Raw genomic sequence first — 17494 nt, 5'->3', positions numbered from 1 at the left:
AAAAACTTTTCTCTTATTTTGCATCTTTAATTTTTCCTTTCTATTTGAAACATTGCTGTAAAAATTTTTTTAACACATCAATGACAATGCTATTGCCAGCTTGTTTATAAAGTTGAGTTTCTGAAACAACTTTTCTTGCTTTATCAAAGTCTTTATTACTAAATCCCATTAATAATCAACATTCGCGTGGGGTTAAAACTCGCAAAAAGTATTCTTTTTCATCAATTAAAAAAGATAGTATTTTACTACTATTTTGTTGTTGTAATTTATGGTTATCAACGATGATTTTATTGACATTACTTGCTGCGATTGTTCCCATATAATTATTTTCTGTTTTTCAAAACCGATTATATGAACCGTTAACTAGTAAACCGTCTTTTGCTCGTGGCAAAACAATAAAATTTCTATAATTTTTAATTGGAATTGCAATTTTTGCTGATTTTGAATTTGTAGTTAATGTATCTAGATATGTATTTTCATTACTAGCATCATATACTAGACTTCTTGCAAAATTATAATTATCATATTAATTTTTAAATTTAAAAATAATTTTTAGATTATTTTTACAAATATTTTGTCATTAAAACATAATAAAAATTATTATTTACAATAAAAAAAGACTGAAATTTTAAATTATCAAATATATTTAAACTAATAGTTGTAAATTATAAATTGAAGCTATTAAATTAAATCTTAAAGCAAATCTTTTTCTACGATTTCGATATTTTTCACTAATAATTTTAAATTTTTTAAGTATAGCAAAAACATTTTCAATAACAATTCTCATTTTTGAAATTCGCTCATTATTTTGCTTTTCTTCTTTATTTAAAGGGTTTTTCTTTGATTTTCTTTTAGGAATTAAAACATTATGATTAATTTTTTGTATGCCTTGATAACCTAAATCCACTAAAACAGTTGTTTCTGGTAAAAATTTAATTTTTGAATCTTTTAAAATTTTAAAGTCATGGTTTTTACCATAAGAAAAATCAGAACTAATAATTTTTTTACTATCTTTTTCAATTATAACTTGTGTTTTTATTGTGTGTTTTTTCTTTTTTCCTGAGTAGTGCTGTTTTTGTCTTTTTTTGGGCGTTGGATTTGGCTTTCAGTTACATCAATTATAACAGTCTTATCTTTGAAATAATCTTTTAATAGTGATTTTTGACCAGTAAGTTGTTGAAAATTAGGGTGTTTTATTAAAGTGTCTTCAATTCATTTGATATTTCTATAACAACTACTTTCACTAATATCATAACTTTTTGCAATATGAAAATAAGTTCTATATTCTCTTCAATATTCTAAAGTCATTAAAATACGATTTTCTAATGATAATTTATTGGTTCTTCCGCGACGAAATCTCTTTTTTAATTCTTCTATTTTTAAAATTTCTAGCATTTTATTAAAAGTAGTATGTTTAATACCAGTTAATCTTAAAAAATTTTTATCACTTATTTGATTATTTTTTTTAAATTTCATTTAAATTCCACCTTTTTATTAAAAACAACAATTCAATTATATTTTAAATTAATTTTGCAAGAAGTCTATTATATGTTGGTTCATGAGATCATAATGTTTATGAATATGATCCAGTAACAAATCAACAAAAAGTTGTTATTAAAACAGAAGGGCAAGTTTGATCTTCTGGTAGAATTTTAAACAATAAATTATATTTTTGTTCATTAGATGAACATAATAGACTTCTTGCAAAATTAATATGATAATTATAATTTTTAAATTTAAAATAAATATAAAAGTGTTATTAAAATAATTTTTAGATTATTTTTACAAATATTTTGTCATTAAAACATAATAAAAATTATTATTTACAATAAAAAAAGACTGAAATTTTAAATTATCAAATATATTTAAACTAATAGTTGTAAATTATAAATTGAAGCTATTAAATTAAATCTTAAAGCAAATCTTTTTCTACGATTTCGATATTTTTCACTAATAATTTTAAATTTTTTAAGTATAGCAAAAACATTTTCAATAACAATTCTCATTTTTGAAATTCGCTCATTATTTTGCTTTTCTTCTTTATTTAAAGGGTTTTTCTTTGATTTTCTTTTAGGAATTAAAACATTATGATTAATTTTTTGTATGCCTTGATAACCTAAATCCACTAAAACAGTTGTTTCTGGTAAAAATTTAATTTTTGAATCTTTTAAAATTTTAAAGTCATGGTTTTTACCATAAGAAAAATCAGAACTAATAATTTTTTTACTATCTTTTTCAATTATAACTTGTGTTTTTATTGTGTGTTTTTTCTTTTTTCCTGAGTAGTGCTGTTTTTGTCTTTTTTTGGGCGTTGGATTTGGCTTTCAGTTACATCAATTATAACAGTCTTATCTTTGAAATAATCTTTTAATAGTGATTTTTGACCAGTAAGTTGTTGAAAATTAGGGTGTTTTATTAAAGTGTCTTCAATTCATTTGATATTTCTATAACAACTACTTTCACTAATATCATAACTTTTTGCAATATGAAAATAAGTTCTATATTCTTTTCAATATTCTAAAGTCATTAAAATACGATTTTCTAATGATAATTTATTGGTTCTTCCGCGACGAAATCTCTTTTTTAATTCTTCTATTTTTAAAATTTCTAGCATTTTATTAAAAGTAGTATGTTTAATACCAGTTAATCTTAAAAAATTTTTATCACTTATTTGATTATTTTTTTTAAATTTCATTTAAATTCCACCTTTTTATTAAAAACAACAATTCAATTATATTTTAAATTAATTTTGCAAGAAGTCTAATATTTATGAATATGATCCAGTGACAAATCAACAAAAAATTGCTATTAAAACAAATGGTGAAGTTTATTCTAGTGGAGTTACTTTAAATAATAAATTATATTTTGGTTCACATGATAATAATGTTTATGAGTATGAGCCGATTACAGGCCAACAAAAAGTTGTTATTAAAGCAAATGGTATAATTGATTCTTCTGGTGTGGTTTTTAAAAACAAAATATATTTTGGTTCGGATGATAGTAATGTTTATGAGTATGACCCTACAACGGCAAAACAAAAAGTTGTTATTAAAGCAAATAGCTGAATAAGATCTTCTGGTGTGGTTTTCAACAATAAATTATATTTTGGTTCACACGATAATAATGTTTATGAGTATGATCCAATTACAGGACAGCAAAAAATCATTATTAGAACAAATAACAATGTTGATTCTTCTGGTGTGGTTTTAAATAATAAATTATATTTTGGTTCACAAGATCATAATGTTTATGAATATAGTGAATACTATTTAAATTCAAATTTATGACAAATTAATGATAATTCTGATACTGAAATTTTGAATGAATTAAATTATTTAAATCCTGATTTAGATATTTCACAATTAGAAATTATTAGTAAAACAAATAATTCAGCTATAGTAAAAATAAAAGATAATTTAAATAATAATGATAATAATATAAAAATACATTATTCAATTGATAATGGGCAAAATAAAATTATTAATTTAAATGAATTGATTAAAAAAGCATTATTTTTTAAATTTCGAGACGAAAATCCTAATTTAAAATTTAAGGAAATAAATTATATTGATACTGATAATTTAAATTTTTGAGATATTGAAATAACAAAAAAAGAAAATTCATTTTTATGATCTAATGTTCCTAAAAATGTATGTTCTGATAGAGAAATTATCAATAAAACTCCAAATACAAGATCATTTAATGTACCTGCTTGTGAATATAATTCAAAATCAAAATTAGTATTTCAAATTACAACAGGATTAACTAAAACAAAACAAGAAAATAAATTAAATGGTTGAAACATAAATTCTGATGATGAAATAAAATTAACAGATTTTACAAATATAAATAATGAAAATTCTGAAATCATTAATGTATTATCAAATGAATTTGATTTATCAAACACAAATAAACAAGAAAAAGAAATGATTTTAAGTATTTTTAAGGAACCCGCTGATAAATTTGAACTTAATCCCAATGAAAAATTAAAAATTACTTATCCAGTAAGAATAATTACATCTAAAGTTATATTAAATTTAAAACAAAAAATTACAGGAAATATTACTGCCAAAATAATTGATGATAACAATAAAGAACAAATAGTTACATTATCAATTACAGAAGTAATGCAAATTTTACAAAAATATAATTTATTACCCAATGAAATTACTATAGATAAAAACAATGATAAAATAACATTTAACGGTGAAGCATTTTTTTCATCAGAAAGAGAAGGGTCGGTAAGAACAAATACAGTTACTACTATAGTATAAAGTTTTATAAAAACGATATTAGCTATTTAGAACAATAACTTTAATTAAAACAAGCCCAACAAGTTTAAATTTCTTGTAAAAATAAAAAATAGGGCCTGTCCAAAATTCTGTGTCTCGATAATTCATTCTGAATTATACTTAAACGAAGGAGAACAGAAAATGACAAAAAAAAAAATAAAAAAAGAACCTGATGCAATTGATAAAGTTGTTGATTATTTTTTAGAAAATATTGATAATCCACAAGATTTATTTAAAGGCAATACTATTTTTCAGGAATTTACCAAAAAATTAACTGAACGAATGTTAAATACGGAAATTAAAGATTATCTTGAAACTGATGAGAATCATAATAAAAGAAATGGCAACACACAAAAAACCATTATTACTAAAAATGGTTCAATCGCAATTGATGTACCAAGAGATCGAAATAGTACTTTTGAACCAGTAATTATTCCGAAAAGACAAAGAAGATTTGATAACTTTGATCAAAAAGTAATTTCTTTATATGCAAGAGGAATGACAATTTCTGATATCAAAGCACAATTGCAAGAATTCTATCACGGAGCAGAAATTTCAGAAAGTTTAATTAGTCAAATAACTGATGATGTTATTGAAGAAGTTAAAATGTGACAAACTAAACCTTTAGAGAAGATTTATCCGATTGTTTATTTTGATTGTATTGTTGTTAAAGTAAAGCAAGATAAACGAATAATAAATAAAGCAGTTTATCTTGCCTTAGGAATTAATTTAGATGGTTTAAAAGATATTTTAGGAATGTGAATTAGCGAGAATGAGGGCGCCAAATTTTGACTTAATAATCTTACGGAAATGAAAAATCGTGGCTTACAAGATATTCTTGTTGCTTGTAGCGATAATTTAACTGGAATGTCTGATGCAATAGAAGCTGTGTTCCCAAAAACACAGCACCAATTATGCATTGTTCATCAAATTCGTAATAGTTTAAAATTTGTCCCTTACAAAGATCGCAAACTTGTAGCTAATGATTTAAAATCAATTTATACAGCAATTAATGAAGAAATAGCGCTAGTTGCTTTAGATCATTTTTCTGAAAAATGAAATAAAAAGTATCCACAAATTACTAAATCATGAAAAAATAACTGAAATAATTTAATAATTTTTCTTGAATATCCTCAAGAATTTAGAAGGATTATTTACACAACTAATGCGATTGAATCTGTTAATAGTCAACTAAGAAAAGTCATTAAGAATAAAAAGATTTTTCCTAATGACGCATCAGTTTTTAAAATATTTTATTTAGCATTTCAAAATATGGTTAAGAAATGAACGATGCCAATTCAAAATTGGGGTAGTGCAATTTCACATTTAATGATAAAATTTGAGGACAGAGTGAATTTAAGTTAATTACTTAAAGACACAGTTAATTGTACAGTCCCAAAAAATATTCAAACCAGTAATTAACTAAAATTACTGGTTTTTATTTTGACAAAATAAAAAAATGAAAAAGTTGTTTAAGAGCAGTATCATCATATAAAGCTACATTTTGGGGTAGTGATTTTAACAGTTTTTTAATTTAGTTATTAAGGATTTTCAATTTCAATTTCAAAATTATTTGTACATATTAAACTATAATCTGTTGTATTATCATCTTGTTTGTAGTCATTTAAATTTGTGCCTTGTGCTTTAATTGTTATTTTTTTATTGATTACTCATTCTTTCTTTCCTGCTTTGGTTCCATATGTAGTTATTAATTTTTGAATTTTTTGTTGTTTACTCTGATTATTAGAGAATTCTGATTGTATAAATTTGAAAGTAAGATTGTTTAAATTTTTTAATTCCGGTAATTTTTCATTTAGATTGATATTATCTTCTTTCTTTATGTTAACTTCTATAAGTCTGGTTGTTGGCCAAGTTACGAGGTCACCAAAATGAAACCTCACCTTTTGTAAGTTTTTGATTTCAAAATTATAAATTTTATTAATATCTTTATTACTATCTTTATTTTTTTGTTTTACTGGTTCATTTGTTTTTTTGGAACAGCCGATTATTGGTAGTGTTATTAATCCTAAAACAGCGGTTATATTTAAAAATTTCATAAAATTAACTCCTTTATTTTATTTTTTCCAATATATATATATATATATATATTATACAAAAATTCTTAATATCATTAGAAAGATGGCAAAACCGATTAAAAATTGAAAGGTATAGTAAAAGGCGGGTACTGTTTTAAAAACTGGGAAAATTGCGGTTGAAAAGGTAACTGTTGCTTTTGCAATAATTGCTAATGGCCGTAAAATTGTAATGATTTGCGAAGCCGTTAGCATTCAATTAATCATTTTGATACCAGCATTTTGAATGGCACAGCCAATGTCATTAAAAGTAGGGATTCATCGTCCAGAATATTTACAATTTGCTGGCGGAATTATGTCATCTCATTCCGAGTTAGTTGAACCATCAGGTATAAACGCTGTGGAATTAAGGACATTAAAGTCATAAATTTTAAAATTATAATTAGAGGTATTTGTTTTATGGTACAAAGGAAAAGTTAAGGTAAAAATATTAATGCCATAGCGAATATCAATGTCCGTATTGAAGTAATTAATGCTGTTAGCAGTCTTACTGGTTGGCAAGGTAATCAGTTTATTGTCGTAAGATTTAAGAACATTAAATTCAATTTGATAGATACTGTTATTATTTTTAATAGCATTAAAATTTTCTTGGTGCGTTTTTTTATCAAAAGTAAAAAAATAACTTCTTAGTAATAATTCTGAGTCTCCCATAATATTTACTAAGTATTTTTTGGGATAAAAAGTAATTAACGAACGATAAAAGAAACCAATTTGAATAAAATAGTTCTTGTTATAATTATCTACGCCTTTAAAATCAATTTCGGTATGAGTTTTTTCGTCCATATCAAAAGTCGCATAAAATAAACTGGAAAAGAAATTGCCAAGAATTTCATAGATTTCGTCAAAAACATTTTTGTACTCGCTGTTGTTAATACTAGGAATGTTGTTTTTAAAATAAAGGTAAATGTCATTTTTTAATTCAGGATCGTATCTCAAAAAACTAAATTTAACATTAAGATAATTTAAGGTACCAAAAAGATACTTAATTAAGTAATAATCGTTAGCATTTGCAGTGGCATATTTTCAGATTTCACTTTCACCGTGTAATAATTGTAAATAGTTATTACCCGCAATTAAGGTTTTATTAAAAGCTTTAATTTTCAAAATATTTGTATTAATTTCATCTTTACTACTAGAAGTTTTGTGATAAAAATAGCTTTCGTTTTTAAAACCATGATTTTTAATGGTAAATTCTTTGTAATACCCTTTTTCTAAAGTATTAATGAAATTAAATACTGGTGTTCAATAGAGATACGAGTAATTAAATTTATCAAAATCACCACGGTGAATCATTAAATAATCAAGGTTATCAATAACATCGCTGTATTTGTGATTACCGTCAAAGTTAATAGTTGTTTCTGGTAAATCAATATCGGTGCTATCTTTTTTAATTTCAATTTCAAAATCATTTGTACATATTAAACTGTAATCTGTTATATTATCATCTTGTTTGTAGTCATTTAAAATTGTGCCTTTTGCTCTGATTGTTATTTTTTTATTGATTACTCATTCTTTCTTTCCTACTTTGGTTCCATATGTAGTTATTAATTTTTGAATTTTTTGTTGTTTACTCTGATTATCAGAAAATTCTGATCGTATAAATTTGAAAGTAAGATTGTTTAAATTTTTTAATTCCGGTAACTTTTCATTTAAATCGCTATTATCTTTTTTATTTATATTGACTTCTATAAGTCTGGTTGTTGTCCAAGTTACGAGGTCACCAAAATGAAATCTCACCTTTTGTAAGTTTTTGATTTCAAAATTATAAATTTTATTATTTTGTCTTTTATTTCTAATTAGTGATTGTGTTGTCATTTCATCATTGTTAATGTTTTGGGAAATGGTAAAAATATTATTGAAACTAATAATTAGCACGGTAAATATTTTCATAAACATTTTTATCACTCCTTTTTAAAATATTTTATTTTTCATTGTTCTTTTTTCTTTAATTTTTTTAATAAGTCACTCAATACCACAATTTATAGTTACAGCTATTGTAATGCATATATCTAAATATCCTAGTATCATAAGTGAAATTAATGCTTCAAATTTTTCATATAATAATTTCAAATAATTAATTTCCAATTTTAAAAATGGAATGAAAAAGATAATAATTATAAAAATGTAAGGTAAAATTCTCCATCAATATTTTTTTAAAGAACTAATTAATTTGTTTGATTTCATTTTTCAAGGCTCTTTTTGCTTTAATTTTTTGAATAATAAAGCGGATTAATTTTTCAAATTTAATTGCAAAATATATTGCTCCGCCTCATCAAAAAACAAATATTCCTGCCAGCATAATACCACTATTGAACTTTCCAAAGAATTTAACCATCTCTTCATTCATAAAATTATTAAATTCGTTACTTGTTCCGGTTATTCATTTAGTATCGATTGCTGTTAATGCACAAATTAATAAGCTTATAAAGATGAAAATGATACTTAATGCTATTTTTAACCATTGCTTTTTAAAAGAATTTTTAATTCTTAATTTTAACAGCGCTTTTTCTTTTGAATTATCTTTTTTAAATAATTTTACTAAAAGTTTTTTCATTTTAATTCTTCTTTCATATTTTTTATCGTCCTTTAATCACAATAAATAAGGCAATAAGTACACAAGTAACGCCAAGAATGGTAAAGATTGGATGTTGTGAAAATGTTCGTGCCATTGGTTTAAACAGTTCTAAAATTGTTAAATTGCTAGTAATAAACTTTTTAAAATTGGCAAGGCCTTCGCTAATATAGTTCGTTAAAGTTTCAAAATGACTACCAGCTAATAATCCAAGAACAGTTATTAAGATAAAAATAATAATTAGTTTAAACATCGTTAGTTACCTTGTTTTATTTTTTTATTTCTTTGTTTTCAATTAATTTTATTTGGATTTATTGGTTTTATTTGTTTTTTAACTTTTCCTCACGCACTTAAACGACCACTATTTTTAACGGCATATTGGCGTTGCTTTTCTAAATTAACTTGTTGACTGCCAAAACCAAGAATAATTGCCATAAGAAATTCTACAGCAAGCGTTAAGAATAAGGGAAATATTAGTTGAATTTTTGTTCCCGGCACTTCAAGACTTCAAATTAAATCAAAAACTTTATAAAGCATTTGGGCAAGAAAGTCGGCCATTTTTGCGAGATTTTCCATTTTTTATTGTTCCTTTTCTTTCATTTTTCTTAAAAATTTGCTAAATTTATCCATTTTTAAGTATTCTAAGTCTTCTAAATCAATTGCCGTATCAGTATAGTATTTATCTTCATAATCAGGATTTACTTTTGAATTTAAGTAATCTCTTAAAAATGCTAGGTAAAAAGAATTGTAAGTATTAAGTATTGGTAGGGGAATTTTTAGTTTAAAAAAATAAATATCAAGTTCAGGAATATCCCGGTATTTAATGCGACGACCCTTTTTACTATTTTTAGCATCAATTAAGGTGTTTCGTCAGCGTTCATATTCTTCAATGCTAGTAAAGGTGCCATAGATGACTTTTAAGTAGGGTCGAAAAATATTAACGGGTTTTTTACGAATGCCCACAATCACATTATTGGCAATATCACGAACTTTAACTCAAATATGTTTATCTCTTTGACCGCTAGCAAGCACAATATGACCGAAATGCCGTGCCAGAGCGAAATATTCTTGAATACCGGTTTCTTCATTTTTGGTATTATTTTTTTCTCAATCAGTTCCTTCTAAAAATAAATTGGTTTCATCTCACAAAAGTAAGGTTTTGTCTGGCAATACCGGATAATCAAAGTCTAATAATCCCATATGTCCTAAACTTAATTTTTGAGTTTCTAGTAATGGAAAGGTTGAGGCGATGTGATATTTCTTCTTTTTTAGTAATTTTGATGCGTATACTAGAAAAGCGGTTTTTCCAGTTCCCAATGAACCTATCACAATATTTAATGGTGAATTTTTTAAGAAATTAATAACTTTGTTAATTTGTGTTAAATTACCAATTTTAAAAAGGAAAATTAAAATACAACCCGCTAAAAATAAATAGCTCACAATGTTTTTAAAATAACCGTTGTAAATATATCAAATTGCTCCGCAATGTCATAAAATTAAAAATGAGGTGCGATTTAATTCAATAAAATGGTTATTTTTTTCTATTATTCATTTGCAAAATTTCATCTTGCACCTCACTTTATTTTTTTGTTAGCGTACAGCTCCAAGTAATTTTTCAAACATTTTAAAGCAAATAAAGAATATTGCCAAAATAAATGGAAAAATGAATATTCAGTAGTCAGCAAAGAAGTTACCGACTTGTGGCATATTAACAGCAATAATTTCTCACATTTTAGTAAACGCTGTTATAATTGCATTTCACAATTTAGTCATCGCGTCACTAGCTGTTATTTTTTCTACTGTTGCTGGTGCATCGGCCAAGAAAATTCCAAACATATAATCACCCCCTTTCTTTTTAAAACATTCATCATTTATATTCAAAGTTTTTCTTAAATTTGTTAAAACCACGATTAACCTTAACACGATTGTGTTTTTTCCTAATTAATTTTGAATTTCTTTGTGAATGCATCACAATTTAGCTTCGCGACATTACTTTTGCTTCTATCTAAATACTGATATGGTTTTTCAAAGTAGCATTAGAATAAATCACACCATAACTGCTGTCAAGAATCAAAAAGCAATGTTTGCTATTAAAAGTCAAAGTGGCTCTTCAGTTAAATTAATTTCTTTACCACCAGTAATATGAGCTGGAATAGTTGTAATTTGAATAAATAAATCTCAGAAAGTTTGTTTAATTTGTTCTCAATTAAATTCTTTTAAGTTTATTGTCATTTTTTATCTCCCAAAAATCATTTTTATTGGTAAATACATAATTGAAATTAAGGCGAAAAGAAAAGTAATGATAATAATTAATCCGGCAATAAACGCAACTTGTGCAGGCATTTTTTCTATCGGAACAAACAGTTCTAAGAATTCCATGATAATTTTTCAAAACATTATTTTTTATCCGCGTTATTGTTTTTTGAATTAGGAGCTTTAACTCATTCTTCAAAGCGAGCAATAAATACTTTTTCGTCTTTTGTAAAATTACCAGTATTACTTTTAATGGCATTTTTATATTTAATTCGCATTTTTATTTTGGCATAAATTTTATAAGCAAAATATGCCAATAGCATTATGCAAATGATAATAAATATTATTCCAATCGCAATATTCATTTTTAAACTCCTTTAAAATAGTTATAATTTATATCTTTTTTGTTGTTTTCTTTTTCGGCAATGAAGAAGCCTAATAATTCTTGGCCTTTAATTAACTTGGTTTCTTGCTCTTGTTGATTAATTGAAATTACTTGATATTTACTATCTTTTATTATTCCGATGCAAATTGAATTTTCATATTTTCCTTTATAAACAAATCGCTTTGGAAACCAAATACCGATTTGTTCACTAAATCACGGAATTTTTGGGGCTTTAATAAGCATTGCGTTTTGTGTTTCTTTTAAGAGATATTTCTTAGTATTTAAGAAAATGTTTTCAATGTTTTTCATAATAAATTACCTCTCTTATAAATAAACTAAGTTATATTAACTAAGTTGTTAGTTAACTTAGTTTTTTAAACACTTATATATCGCAGATTTAAGTGTTTAACAAACTTTGTTACTGAATTTTGTTTTTTAATTAGATAAAGATTTTAATAATTTTAAACTTAGCATACCCCTATATAGAAATTTTTACACTTTAACATCCGCATCCTACCCTTGGAACTAATTTAATAGCGTGTATATTTTTAGGAAATCCACCCATTCATTTTTTTATTGCAAAACGAAACAAATTGCTATAGTTAATAGGATGTTATCTATTAACTGGTAAACTTCTTTTGGTTATGGCGACCACCCACAATTTATCGTGCTTTAATACATACCAACATTATTAATTCACTTGTATTTAATTTTCAAAGAACAAATTTTTAACATCTTATAAAATAAAAAGACAATCATTGCTGACTGTCTTAATACTTATTCAAATCTTTTCCCACCTAACAAAACTTTATGCGTCCTGTAACTAGTAATATTACTATTAATGATAATTTGCGATTTGTTACAATTTTAAATGTTATTGGGTATCATTATAAATGATTAGCTAGTCGCTTTATATTAATTTTTATGCCTATTATGTTAATTACTTGAATAATATCATTCCTTTAGCAAGACCAATTATTAAATTATTAACTGATATTATTTATAGTGAAACTAAAGTTTTATTTCCTGTATATATTGCAGATTGATACTATCCGTTGGTTTTATTAATATTAGTTATTTTATTTACAGTATCTTTTAGTATTTGTTGACTATCATTAATATATCGCAATAAAATTAGAAGTATTACTAATACATAATACATAGTTAAAATATATTGTTATAATAAAATTTGTGAGGTAGATAAATATGGTGTTTTTAAAAAGATTAGAAGCGTATGGATTCAAATCGTTTGCTAAGCCAACAAAAATAGTTTTTGAACACGGTATTATTGGTGTTGTGGGACCTAATGGTTCTGGTAAGTCTAATATTAATGATGCTATTCGTTGAGTACTGGGCGAACAATCAATTAAATCATTACGGGGTGATAATATTCAAGATATTATTTTTCAAGGTAGTAGTGAATATTCACAGTTAAATATGGCGGAAGTTAAATTAATTTTTAATAATAAAAAACGCATTTTTCCTATTGACTTTGATGAAGTAGAAATAACTAGAAGAGTTTATCGTGATAATAATGAGAATGAATATTCAATTAATAAAAGTCGTAGCAGATTAAAGGATGTTCAAGAATTAGTATTAGGTACTGGTTTAAGTAAAGGTTCATTAGCTATTATTAATCAAGGTAATGTCGCCAATTTTTCACAAGTTAAACCAGAAGAAAGAAGATTATTATTTGAAGAAGCAGCTAATGTTTCTAAGTATAAAAAACGCAAATTAGAGTCAGTTCGGAAATTAGAAAAAACTGAAGAAAATTTAGTTCGCATTAATGACATCATTATTGAGATGGAAAGAAATATTAATTATTTGCGTCGTCAAGCTAAAAAAGCACAAGAATATGTTACTAAAAAAGAACAATTGACAACTATTGAAGTGGCTATTTTAGTAAAAGATATTACTAGTCAGTATGAGGGAATTCGTGATTTACAATTAGAAATTAAAAGATATACTTCTCAAACTGAAGATTTAAGTGTTCAAATTACTAATTATGATAATAAAATTAATTTGTTGCAAGAAAATATTTTTACTATTGATAATAAAATGCAACAATTCGGACAACAATTAGATGAACATCTTAATCAATTAGAACTATTACAAAATGAAAAAATCTCACAACAAAATGAAAAGCAAGTTAATAGTAATAATCAAGTTCAAGATTTAGAACAAGATGCTAATAATATTAATCAAGAAATTTTACAACAAACTAAATTAATTACTGAACAACAAAATATGATTGATGATTTTCAAAAACAAAGAATTTTATTAAATGAAGATTTAGAAGTTGCTGTTAAAAAGTATAATCTTTTAAATAAGGAAATTTATGAATTAAAAAGTAAACAAGATTATTTAGTTGATTTGCAAAGTAATAATACTTATTATTATCAGGGTGTTAAAACAATTTTAAATAATCGACTTCATTTAACAGGAATTATTGATACTATTGATCGATTAATTAATGTTCCTAGTATTTATCAATTAGCTATTCAAGAAGCCTTATCTAGCAGTATGCAACATATTGTTGTTGAAAAGGATAGTGATGCTATTCGTGCAATTCAATTTTTAAAAGCTAATGAAGGTGGAATTGCAACATTTTTACCTTTAAATAGTTTACGGATTCAAATGATTAATAATGAGGATTTATCATTATTAAAAACTCAAAAAGGTTTTATTGGTGTTGCTTATGAATTATTAACTACTAATGTTAAGTTTGAACCAGTAATGCGTTTTTTGTTAGGAAGAATAATTATTGTTGAGAGTTTAGCACAAGCAAATGAAATTGCTCATTTGACTTATCGGAAGTATCATATTATTACTTTACAAGGTGATGTTATTCGCCCTGGGGGCAGTATTAGTGGTGGTCACAAAAGAGTAAAGCCATTTTTATTTAATAATGAAGAACAAGTTAATAATTTAAAAACTAAAATTAGTGAATTAGAACAATTAGTTCAAACTTATTATCAAAAATGGCAAAGTATTAAAGAGAAACTAATAACATTAAATAATGAATTAGAACAAAAACAATTGCATTTAGGTAAGTTTCAACAAAGTAAACAAAGTAATGAACAAAAACAAAGAATAATTGAACAAGAATATCAACATTTAACAAAGAAAAAAATGCCAGTTAGCAATGATTCTAATCAACAACTTGATGAACGAGTAATATTGGAAAATAAGATTAGTAATTTAAAGTTAGAAAAATTAAAAATTACTGAGCAACAACAAACACAAAGAACTTTACGAGAAACTTATAGTAATCAATTATATTCATTAACTTTAGAAATAAAGAAAATGCGTACTGAATATAAAAATCAAGAGAAACTATTACAGGAATATAACTATCAAAAGTTAGCACTTGATAATTGTTTACAACAAAATTTAGAAAGATTAGCGCAAGAATATCGTTTAACTTATGAATATGGTTATGAAAAGTATGGTCAAGACCCGATTGGTGATATTAAAGAAGTTCGTGAAGAAATTATTTTATTACGCCAAGAATTACAAGATTTAGGACCTGTAAATATTGATGCTATTTCTGAATATGAAACAATTAATGAACGATATCAATTTTTAAAAGAGCAAGAACAAGAATTAAATAATGGTAAAAAACAATTACTTAATGCTATTAAAGATATGGATGAAATTATGATAACTCGTTTTAATGCGACTATTAAAGATATTAATAAGGTTTTGCCAGAAACTTTTAAAGTTCTTTTTGCTGGTGGCACTGCTAGTTTAGTATATACTGATCCTAATAATATTTTAGAAACCGGAATTGATATTTTAGTAAATTTACCAGGAAAAACTATTACTAACTTGAATTTATTATCTGGTGGTGAGAAATCACTAGTAGCTTTAGCAGTGCTTTTTGCAATTTTAAAGGCACGCCCTTTACCAATTGTTATTCTTGATGAAGTGGAAGCACCATTAGATGTTGCTAATGTTGAAAGATTTGCTAAGTATTTAAAGTCATTTGCTACTGAAACACAATTTATTGTTATCACGCATCGCCCAGGAACAATGGAAAACTGTGATACATTGTATGGCACAACAATGCAAAGTAAAGGTGTTACTAAAATGGTTGCTATTAGATTAGAACAAGCAAAAAATTTAGTTACTTCTGCTAATTAATTTATCGTGTATTAATTAGTATGATAAGTGTAAAAACATTAATGATTTAATCCAATGGAGGCTATTAAAATGTTAAGAACTAAATTTACTATTGAGATTGAACGCTTGAAAAATAATATTAGACTTGGTACATAACTATAACTAGTTTAATTCAAAATTATATATGGGACTGTACAATTAACTGTGTCTTTAAGTAATTAACTTAAATTCACTCTGTCCTCAAATTTTATCATTAAATGTGAAATTGCACTACCCCAATTTTGAATTGGCATCGTTCATTTCTTAACCATATTTTGAAATGCTAAATAAAATATTTTAAAAACTGATGCGTCATTAGGAAAAATCTTTTTATTCTTAATGACTTTTCTTAGTTGACTATTAACAGATTCAATCGCATTAGTTGTGTAAATAATCCTTCTAAATTCTTGAGGATATTCAAGAAAAATTATTAAATTATTTCAGTTATTTTTTCATGATTTAGTAATTTGTGGATACTTTTTATTTCATTTTTCAGAAAAATGATCTAAAGCAACTAGCGCTATTTCTTCATTAATTGCTGTATAAATTGATTTTAAATCATTAGCTACAAGTTTGCGATCTTTGTAAGGGACAAATTTTAAACTATTACGAATTTGATGAACAATGCATAATTGGTGCTGTGTTTTTGGGAACACAGCTTCTATTGCATCAGACATTCCAGTTAAATTATCGCTACAAGCAACAAGAATATCTTGTAAGCCACGATTTTTCATTTCCGTAAGATTATTAAGTCAAAATTTGGCGCCCTCATTCTCGCTAATTCACATTCCTAAAATATCTTTTAAACCATCTAAATTAATTCCTAAGGCAAGATAAACTGCTTTATTTATTATTCGTTTATCTTGCTTTACTTTAACAACAATACAATCAAAATAAACAATCGGATAAATCTTCTCTAAAGGTTTAGTTTGTCACATTTTAACTTCTTCAATAACATCATCAGTTATTTGACTAATTAAACTTTCTGAAATTTCTGCTCCGTGATAGAATTCTTGCAATTGTGCTTTGATATCAGAAATTGTCATTCCTCTTGCATATAAAGAAATTACTTTTTGATCAAAGTTATCAAATCTTCTTTGTCTTTTCGGAATAATTACTGGTTCAAAAGTACTATTTCGATCTCTTGGTACATCAATTGCGATTGAACCATTTTTAGTAATAATGGTTTTTTGTGTGTTGCCATTTCTTTTATTATGATTCTCATCAGTTTCAAGATAATCTTTAATTTCCGTATTTAACATTCGTTCAGTTAATTTTTTGGTAAATTCCTGAAAAATAGTATTGCCTTTAAATAAATCTTGTGGATTATCAATATTTTCTAAAAAATAATCAACAACTTTATCAATTGCATCAGGTTCTTTTTTTATTTTTTTTTTTGTCATTTTCTGTTCTCCTTCGTTTAAGTATAATTCAGAATGAATTATCGAGACACAGAATTTTGGACAGGCCCTTATATTTTATTTATATTCCTGAAATTAAGTTAAATCGTAATCCAAATCTTCTAATCTTATTGCGATAACGATAAACTAGTATTTTAAATCTTTTTAATCTAGCAAAAACATGTTCAATGACAATTCTAACTTTACTTAAAAAGCTATTATATTCCTTTTTATCTGGATTTAAAGGATTATTTTTTTTAATTTTGTCGAAAACTCTTGATAAAATAAAAAAAATCATCAACTTGATAATTTTAAAAGGCTTTTATGTAAAATTA

The 17494-nt window shown here is 25.1% G+C and carries 20 protein-coding genes and 1 pseudogene; 3 read left to right on the top strand and 18 right to left on the bottom strand.

All coding sequences use genetic code 4. From position 1 onward, the window contains the following. Positions 1-40: 40 nt before the first annotated feature. The 5 genes and pseudogenes from AAHM82_RS10280 to AAHM82_RS14615 form a co-directional block, all read right to left on the bottom strand. Positions 41-460 (bottom strand): annotated as a pseudogene (locus AAHM82_RS10280) (DNA cytosine methyltransferase); the annotation flags it as partial. A gap of 186 nt (positions 461-646) precedes the next feature. Next, a complete protein-coding gene (locus AAHM82_RS14630; protein ID WP_342264845.1) occupies positions 647-1039 on the bottom strand; it encodes a transposase family protein in 393 nt (130 codons plus the stop codon). Then, the gene (locus tag AAHM82_RS14625) at positions 1036-1476 is read right to left on the bottom strand and encodes a transposase family protein (protein WP_342263396.1); all 441 of its coding nucleotides are present in this window, start codon (positions 1474-1476) and stop codon (positions 1036-1038) included. Before AAHM82_RS14625 ends, AAHM82_RS14630 begins: the two co-directional genes overlap by 4 nt. A gap of 389 nt (positions 1477-1865) precedes the next feature. After that, complete coding sequence (locus AAHM82_RS14620; protein WP_342264845.1) at positions 1866-2258, bottom strand: transposase family protein; 393 nt, start codon at positions 2256-2258, stop codon at positions 1866-1868. Next, positions 2255-2695 carry a helix-turn-helix domain-containing protein gene (locus tag AAHM82_RS14615; protein WP_425288980.1) on the bottom strand — a complete coding sequence of 147 codons (441 nt, stop codon included), beginning with the start codon at positions 2693-2695 and terminating at the stop codon, positions 2255-2257. The genes AAHM82_RS14620 and AAHM82_RS14615 overlap by 4 nt, the downstream gene beginning before the upstream one ends. A gap of 88 nt (positions 2696-2783) precedes the next feature. Between AAHM82_RS14615 and AAHM82_RS10265 the strand changes: the two genes are divergently transcribed. Together AAHM82_RS10265 and AAHM82_RS10260 are read left to right on the top strand one after the other, a co-directional pair. Continuing rightward, positions 2784-4274 carry a hypothetical protein gene (locus tag AAHM82_RS10265; protein WP_342263864.1) on the top strand — a complete coding sequence of 497 codons (1491 nt, stop codon included), beginning with the start codon at positions 2784-2786 and terminating at the stop codon, positions 4272-4274. A gap of 159 nt (positions 4275-4433) precedes the next feature. Beyond that, the gene (locus tag AAHM82_RS10260; protein WP_342263862.1) at positions 4434-5657 is read left to right on the top strand and encodes an IS256 family transposase; all 1224 of its coding nucleotides are present in this window, start codon (positions 4434-4436) and stop codon (positions 5655-5657) included. Between the two features lie 176 nt (positions 5658-5833). Here AAHM82_RS10260 and AAHM82_RS10255 read toward each other — a convergent pair whose 3' ends face one another. The 11 genes from AAHM82_RS10255 to AAHM82_RS10205 form a co-directional block, all read right to left on the bottom strand. Then, positions 5834-6349, bottom strand: a complete 516-nt coding sequence (locus AAHM82_RS10255; RefSeq protein WP_342263807.1) for a hypothetical protein — start codon at positions 6347-6349, stop codon at positions 5834-5836. Between the two features lie 51 nt (positions 6350-6400). Then, entirely contained in the window at positions 6401-8281 is a 1881-nt protein-coding gene (locus AAHM82_RS10250; RefSeq protein ID WP_342263808.1) for a hypothetical protein, read from the bottom strand. Positions 8282-8296: 15 nt separating this feature from the next. After that, complete coding sequence (locus AAHM82_RS10245; protein WP_342263809.1) at positions 8297-8569, bottom strand: hypothetical protein; 273 nt, start codon at positions 8567-8569, stop codon at positions 8297-8299. Continuing rightward, the gene (locus AAHM82_RS10240; RefSeq protein ID WP_342263810.1) at positions 8547-8939 is read right to left on the bottom strand and encodes a hypothetical protein; all 393 of its coding nucleotides are present in this window, start codon (positions 8937-8939) and stop codon (positions 8547-8549) included. The genes AAHM82_RS10245 and AAHM82_RS10240 overlap by 23 nt, the downstream gene beginning before the upstream one ends. A gap of 22 nt (positions 8940-8961) precedes the next feature. Beyond that, positions 8962-9210 (bottom strand): hypothetical protein, encoded by a 249-nt coding sequence (locus AAHM82_RS10235; protein ID WP_338968164.1) that lies wholly within the window; start codon positions 9208-9210, stop codon positions 8962-8964. A gap of 2 nt (positions 9211-9212) precedes the next feature. Next, positions 9213-9533, bottom strand: coding sequence for a hypothetical protein (locus tag AAHM82_RS10230; protein ID WP_342263467.1), 321 nt, complete (start codon positions 9531-9533; stop codon positions 9213-9215). 3 nt (positions 9534-9536) lie between these two features. After that, the gene (locus AAHM82_RS10225; protein WP_342223784.1) at positions 9537-10523 is read right to left on the bottom strand and encodes a hypothetical protein; all 987 of its coding nucleotides are present in this window, start codon (positions 10521-10523) and stop codon (positions 9537-9539) included. 24 nt (positions 10524-10547) lie between these two features. Then, positions 10548-10880 carry a hypothetical protein gene (locus tag AAHM82_RS10220; protein WP_342263466.1) on the bottom strand — a complete coding sequence of 111 codons (333 nt, stop codon included), beginning with the start codon at positions 10878-10880 and terminating at the stop codon, positions 10548-10550. A 78-nt stretch (positions 10881-10958) separates the two neighbouring features. After that, entirely contained in the window at positions 10959-11189 is a 231-nt protein-coding gene (locus AAHM82_RS10215) for a hypothetical protein (RefSeq protein WP_342263465.1), read from the bottom strand. 164 nt (positions 11190-11353) lie between these two features. Next, positions 11354-11575, bottom strand: a complete 222-nt coding sequence (locus AAHM82_RS10210) for a hypothetical protein (RefSeq protein WP_342263464.1) — start codon at positions 11573-11575, stop codon at positions 11354-11356. Between the two features lie 2 nt (positions 11576-11577). Further along, positions 11578-11904, bottom strand: coding sequence for a hypothetical protein (locus tag AAHM82_RS10205; protein ID WP_342263463.1), 327 nt, complete (start codon positions 11902-11904; stop codon positions 11578-11580). A gap of 897 nt (positions 11905-12801) precedes the next feature. Between AAHM82_RS10205 and AAHM82_RS10200 the strand changes: the two genes are divergently transcribed. Continuing rightward, complete coding sequence (locus AAHM82_RS10200) at positions 12802-15741, top strand: AAA family ATPase (RefSeq protein WP_342263863.1); 2940 nt, start codon at positions 12802-12804, stop codon at positions 15739-15741. 197 nt (positions 15742-15938) lie between these two features. Here AAHM82_RS10200 and AAHM82_RS10195 read toward each other — a convergent pair whose 3' ends face one another. Together AAHM82_RS10195 and AAHM82_RS10190 are read right to left on the bottom strand one after the other, a co-directional pair. Further along, entirely contained in the window at positions 15939-17162 is a 1224-nt protein-coding gene (locus AAHM82_RS10195; protein ID WP_342263862.1) for an IS256 family transposase, read from the bottom strand. A 79-nt stretch (positions 17163-17241) separates the two neighbouring features. Beyond that, positions 17242-17457: a transposase family protein gene (locus AAHM82_RS10190; protein WP_342263861.1), complete on the bottom strand. Its 216-nt coding sequence runs from the start codon at positions 17455-17457 to the stop codon at positions 17242-17244. Positions 17458-17494: the final 37 nt, after the last annotated feature.

This window comes from Spiroplasma endosymbiont of Clivina fossor (assembly GCF_964031115.1).
Taxonomy (GTDB): Bacteria; Bacillota_I; Bacilli_A; order Mycoplasmatales; family Nriv7; genus Nriv7.
The sequence above is the reverse complement of the archived record's forward strand: the minus strand, read 5'-3'. Positions and strand labels throughout refer to the sequence as shown.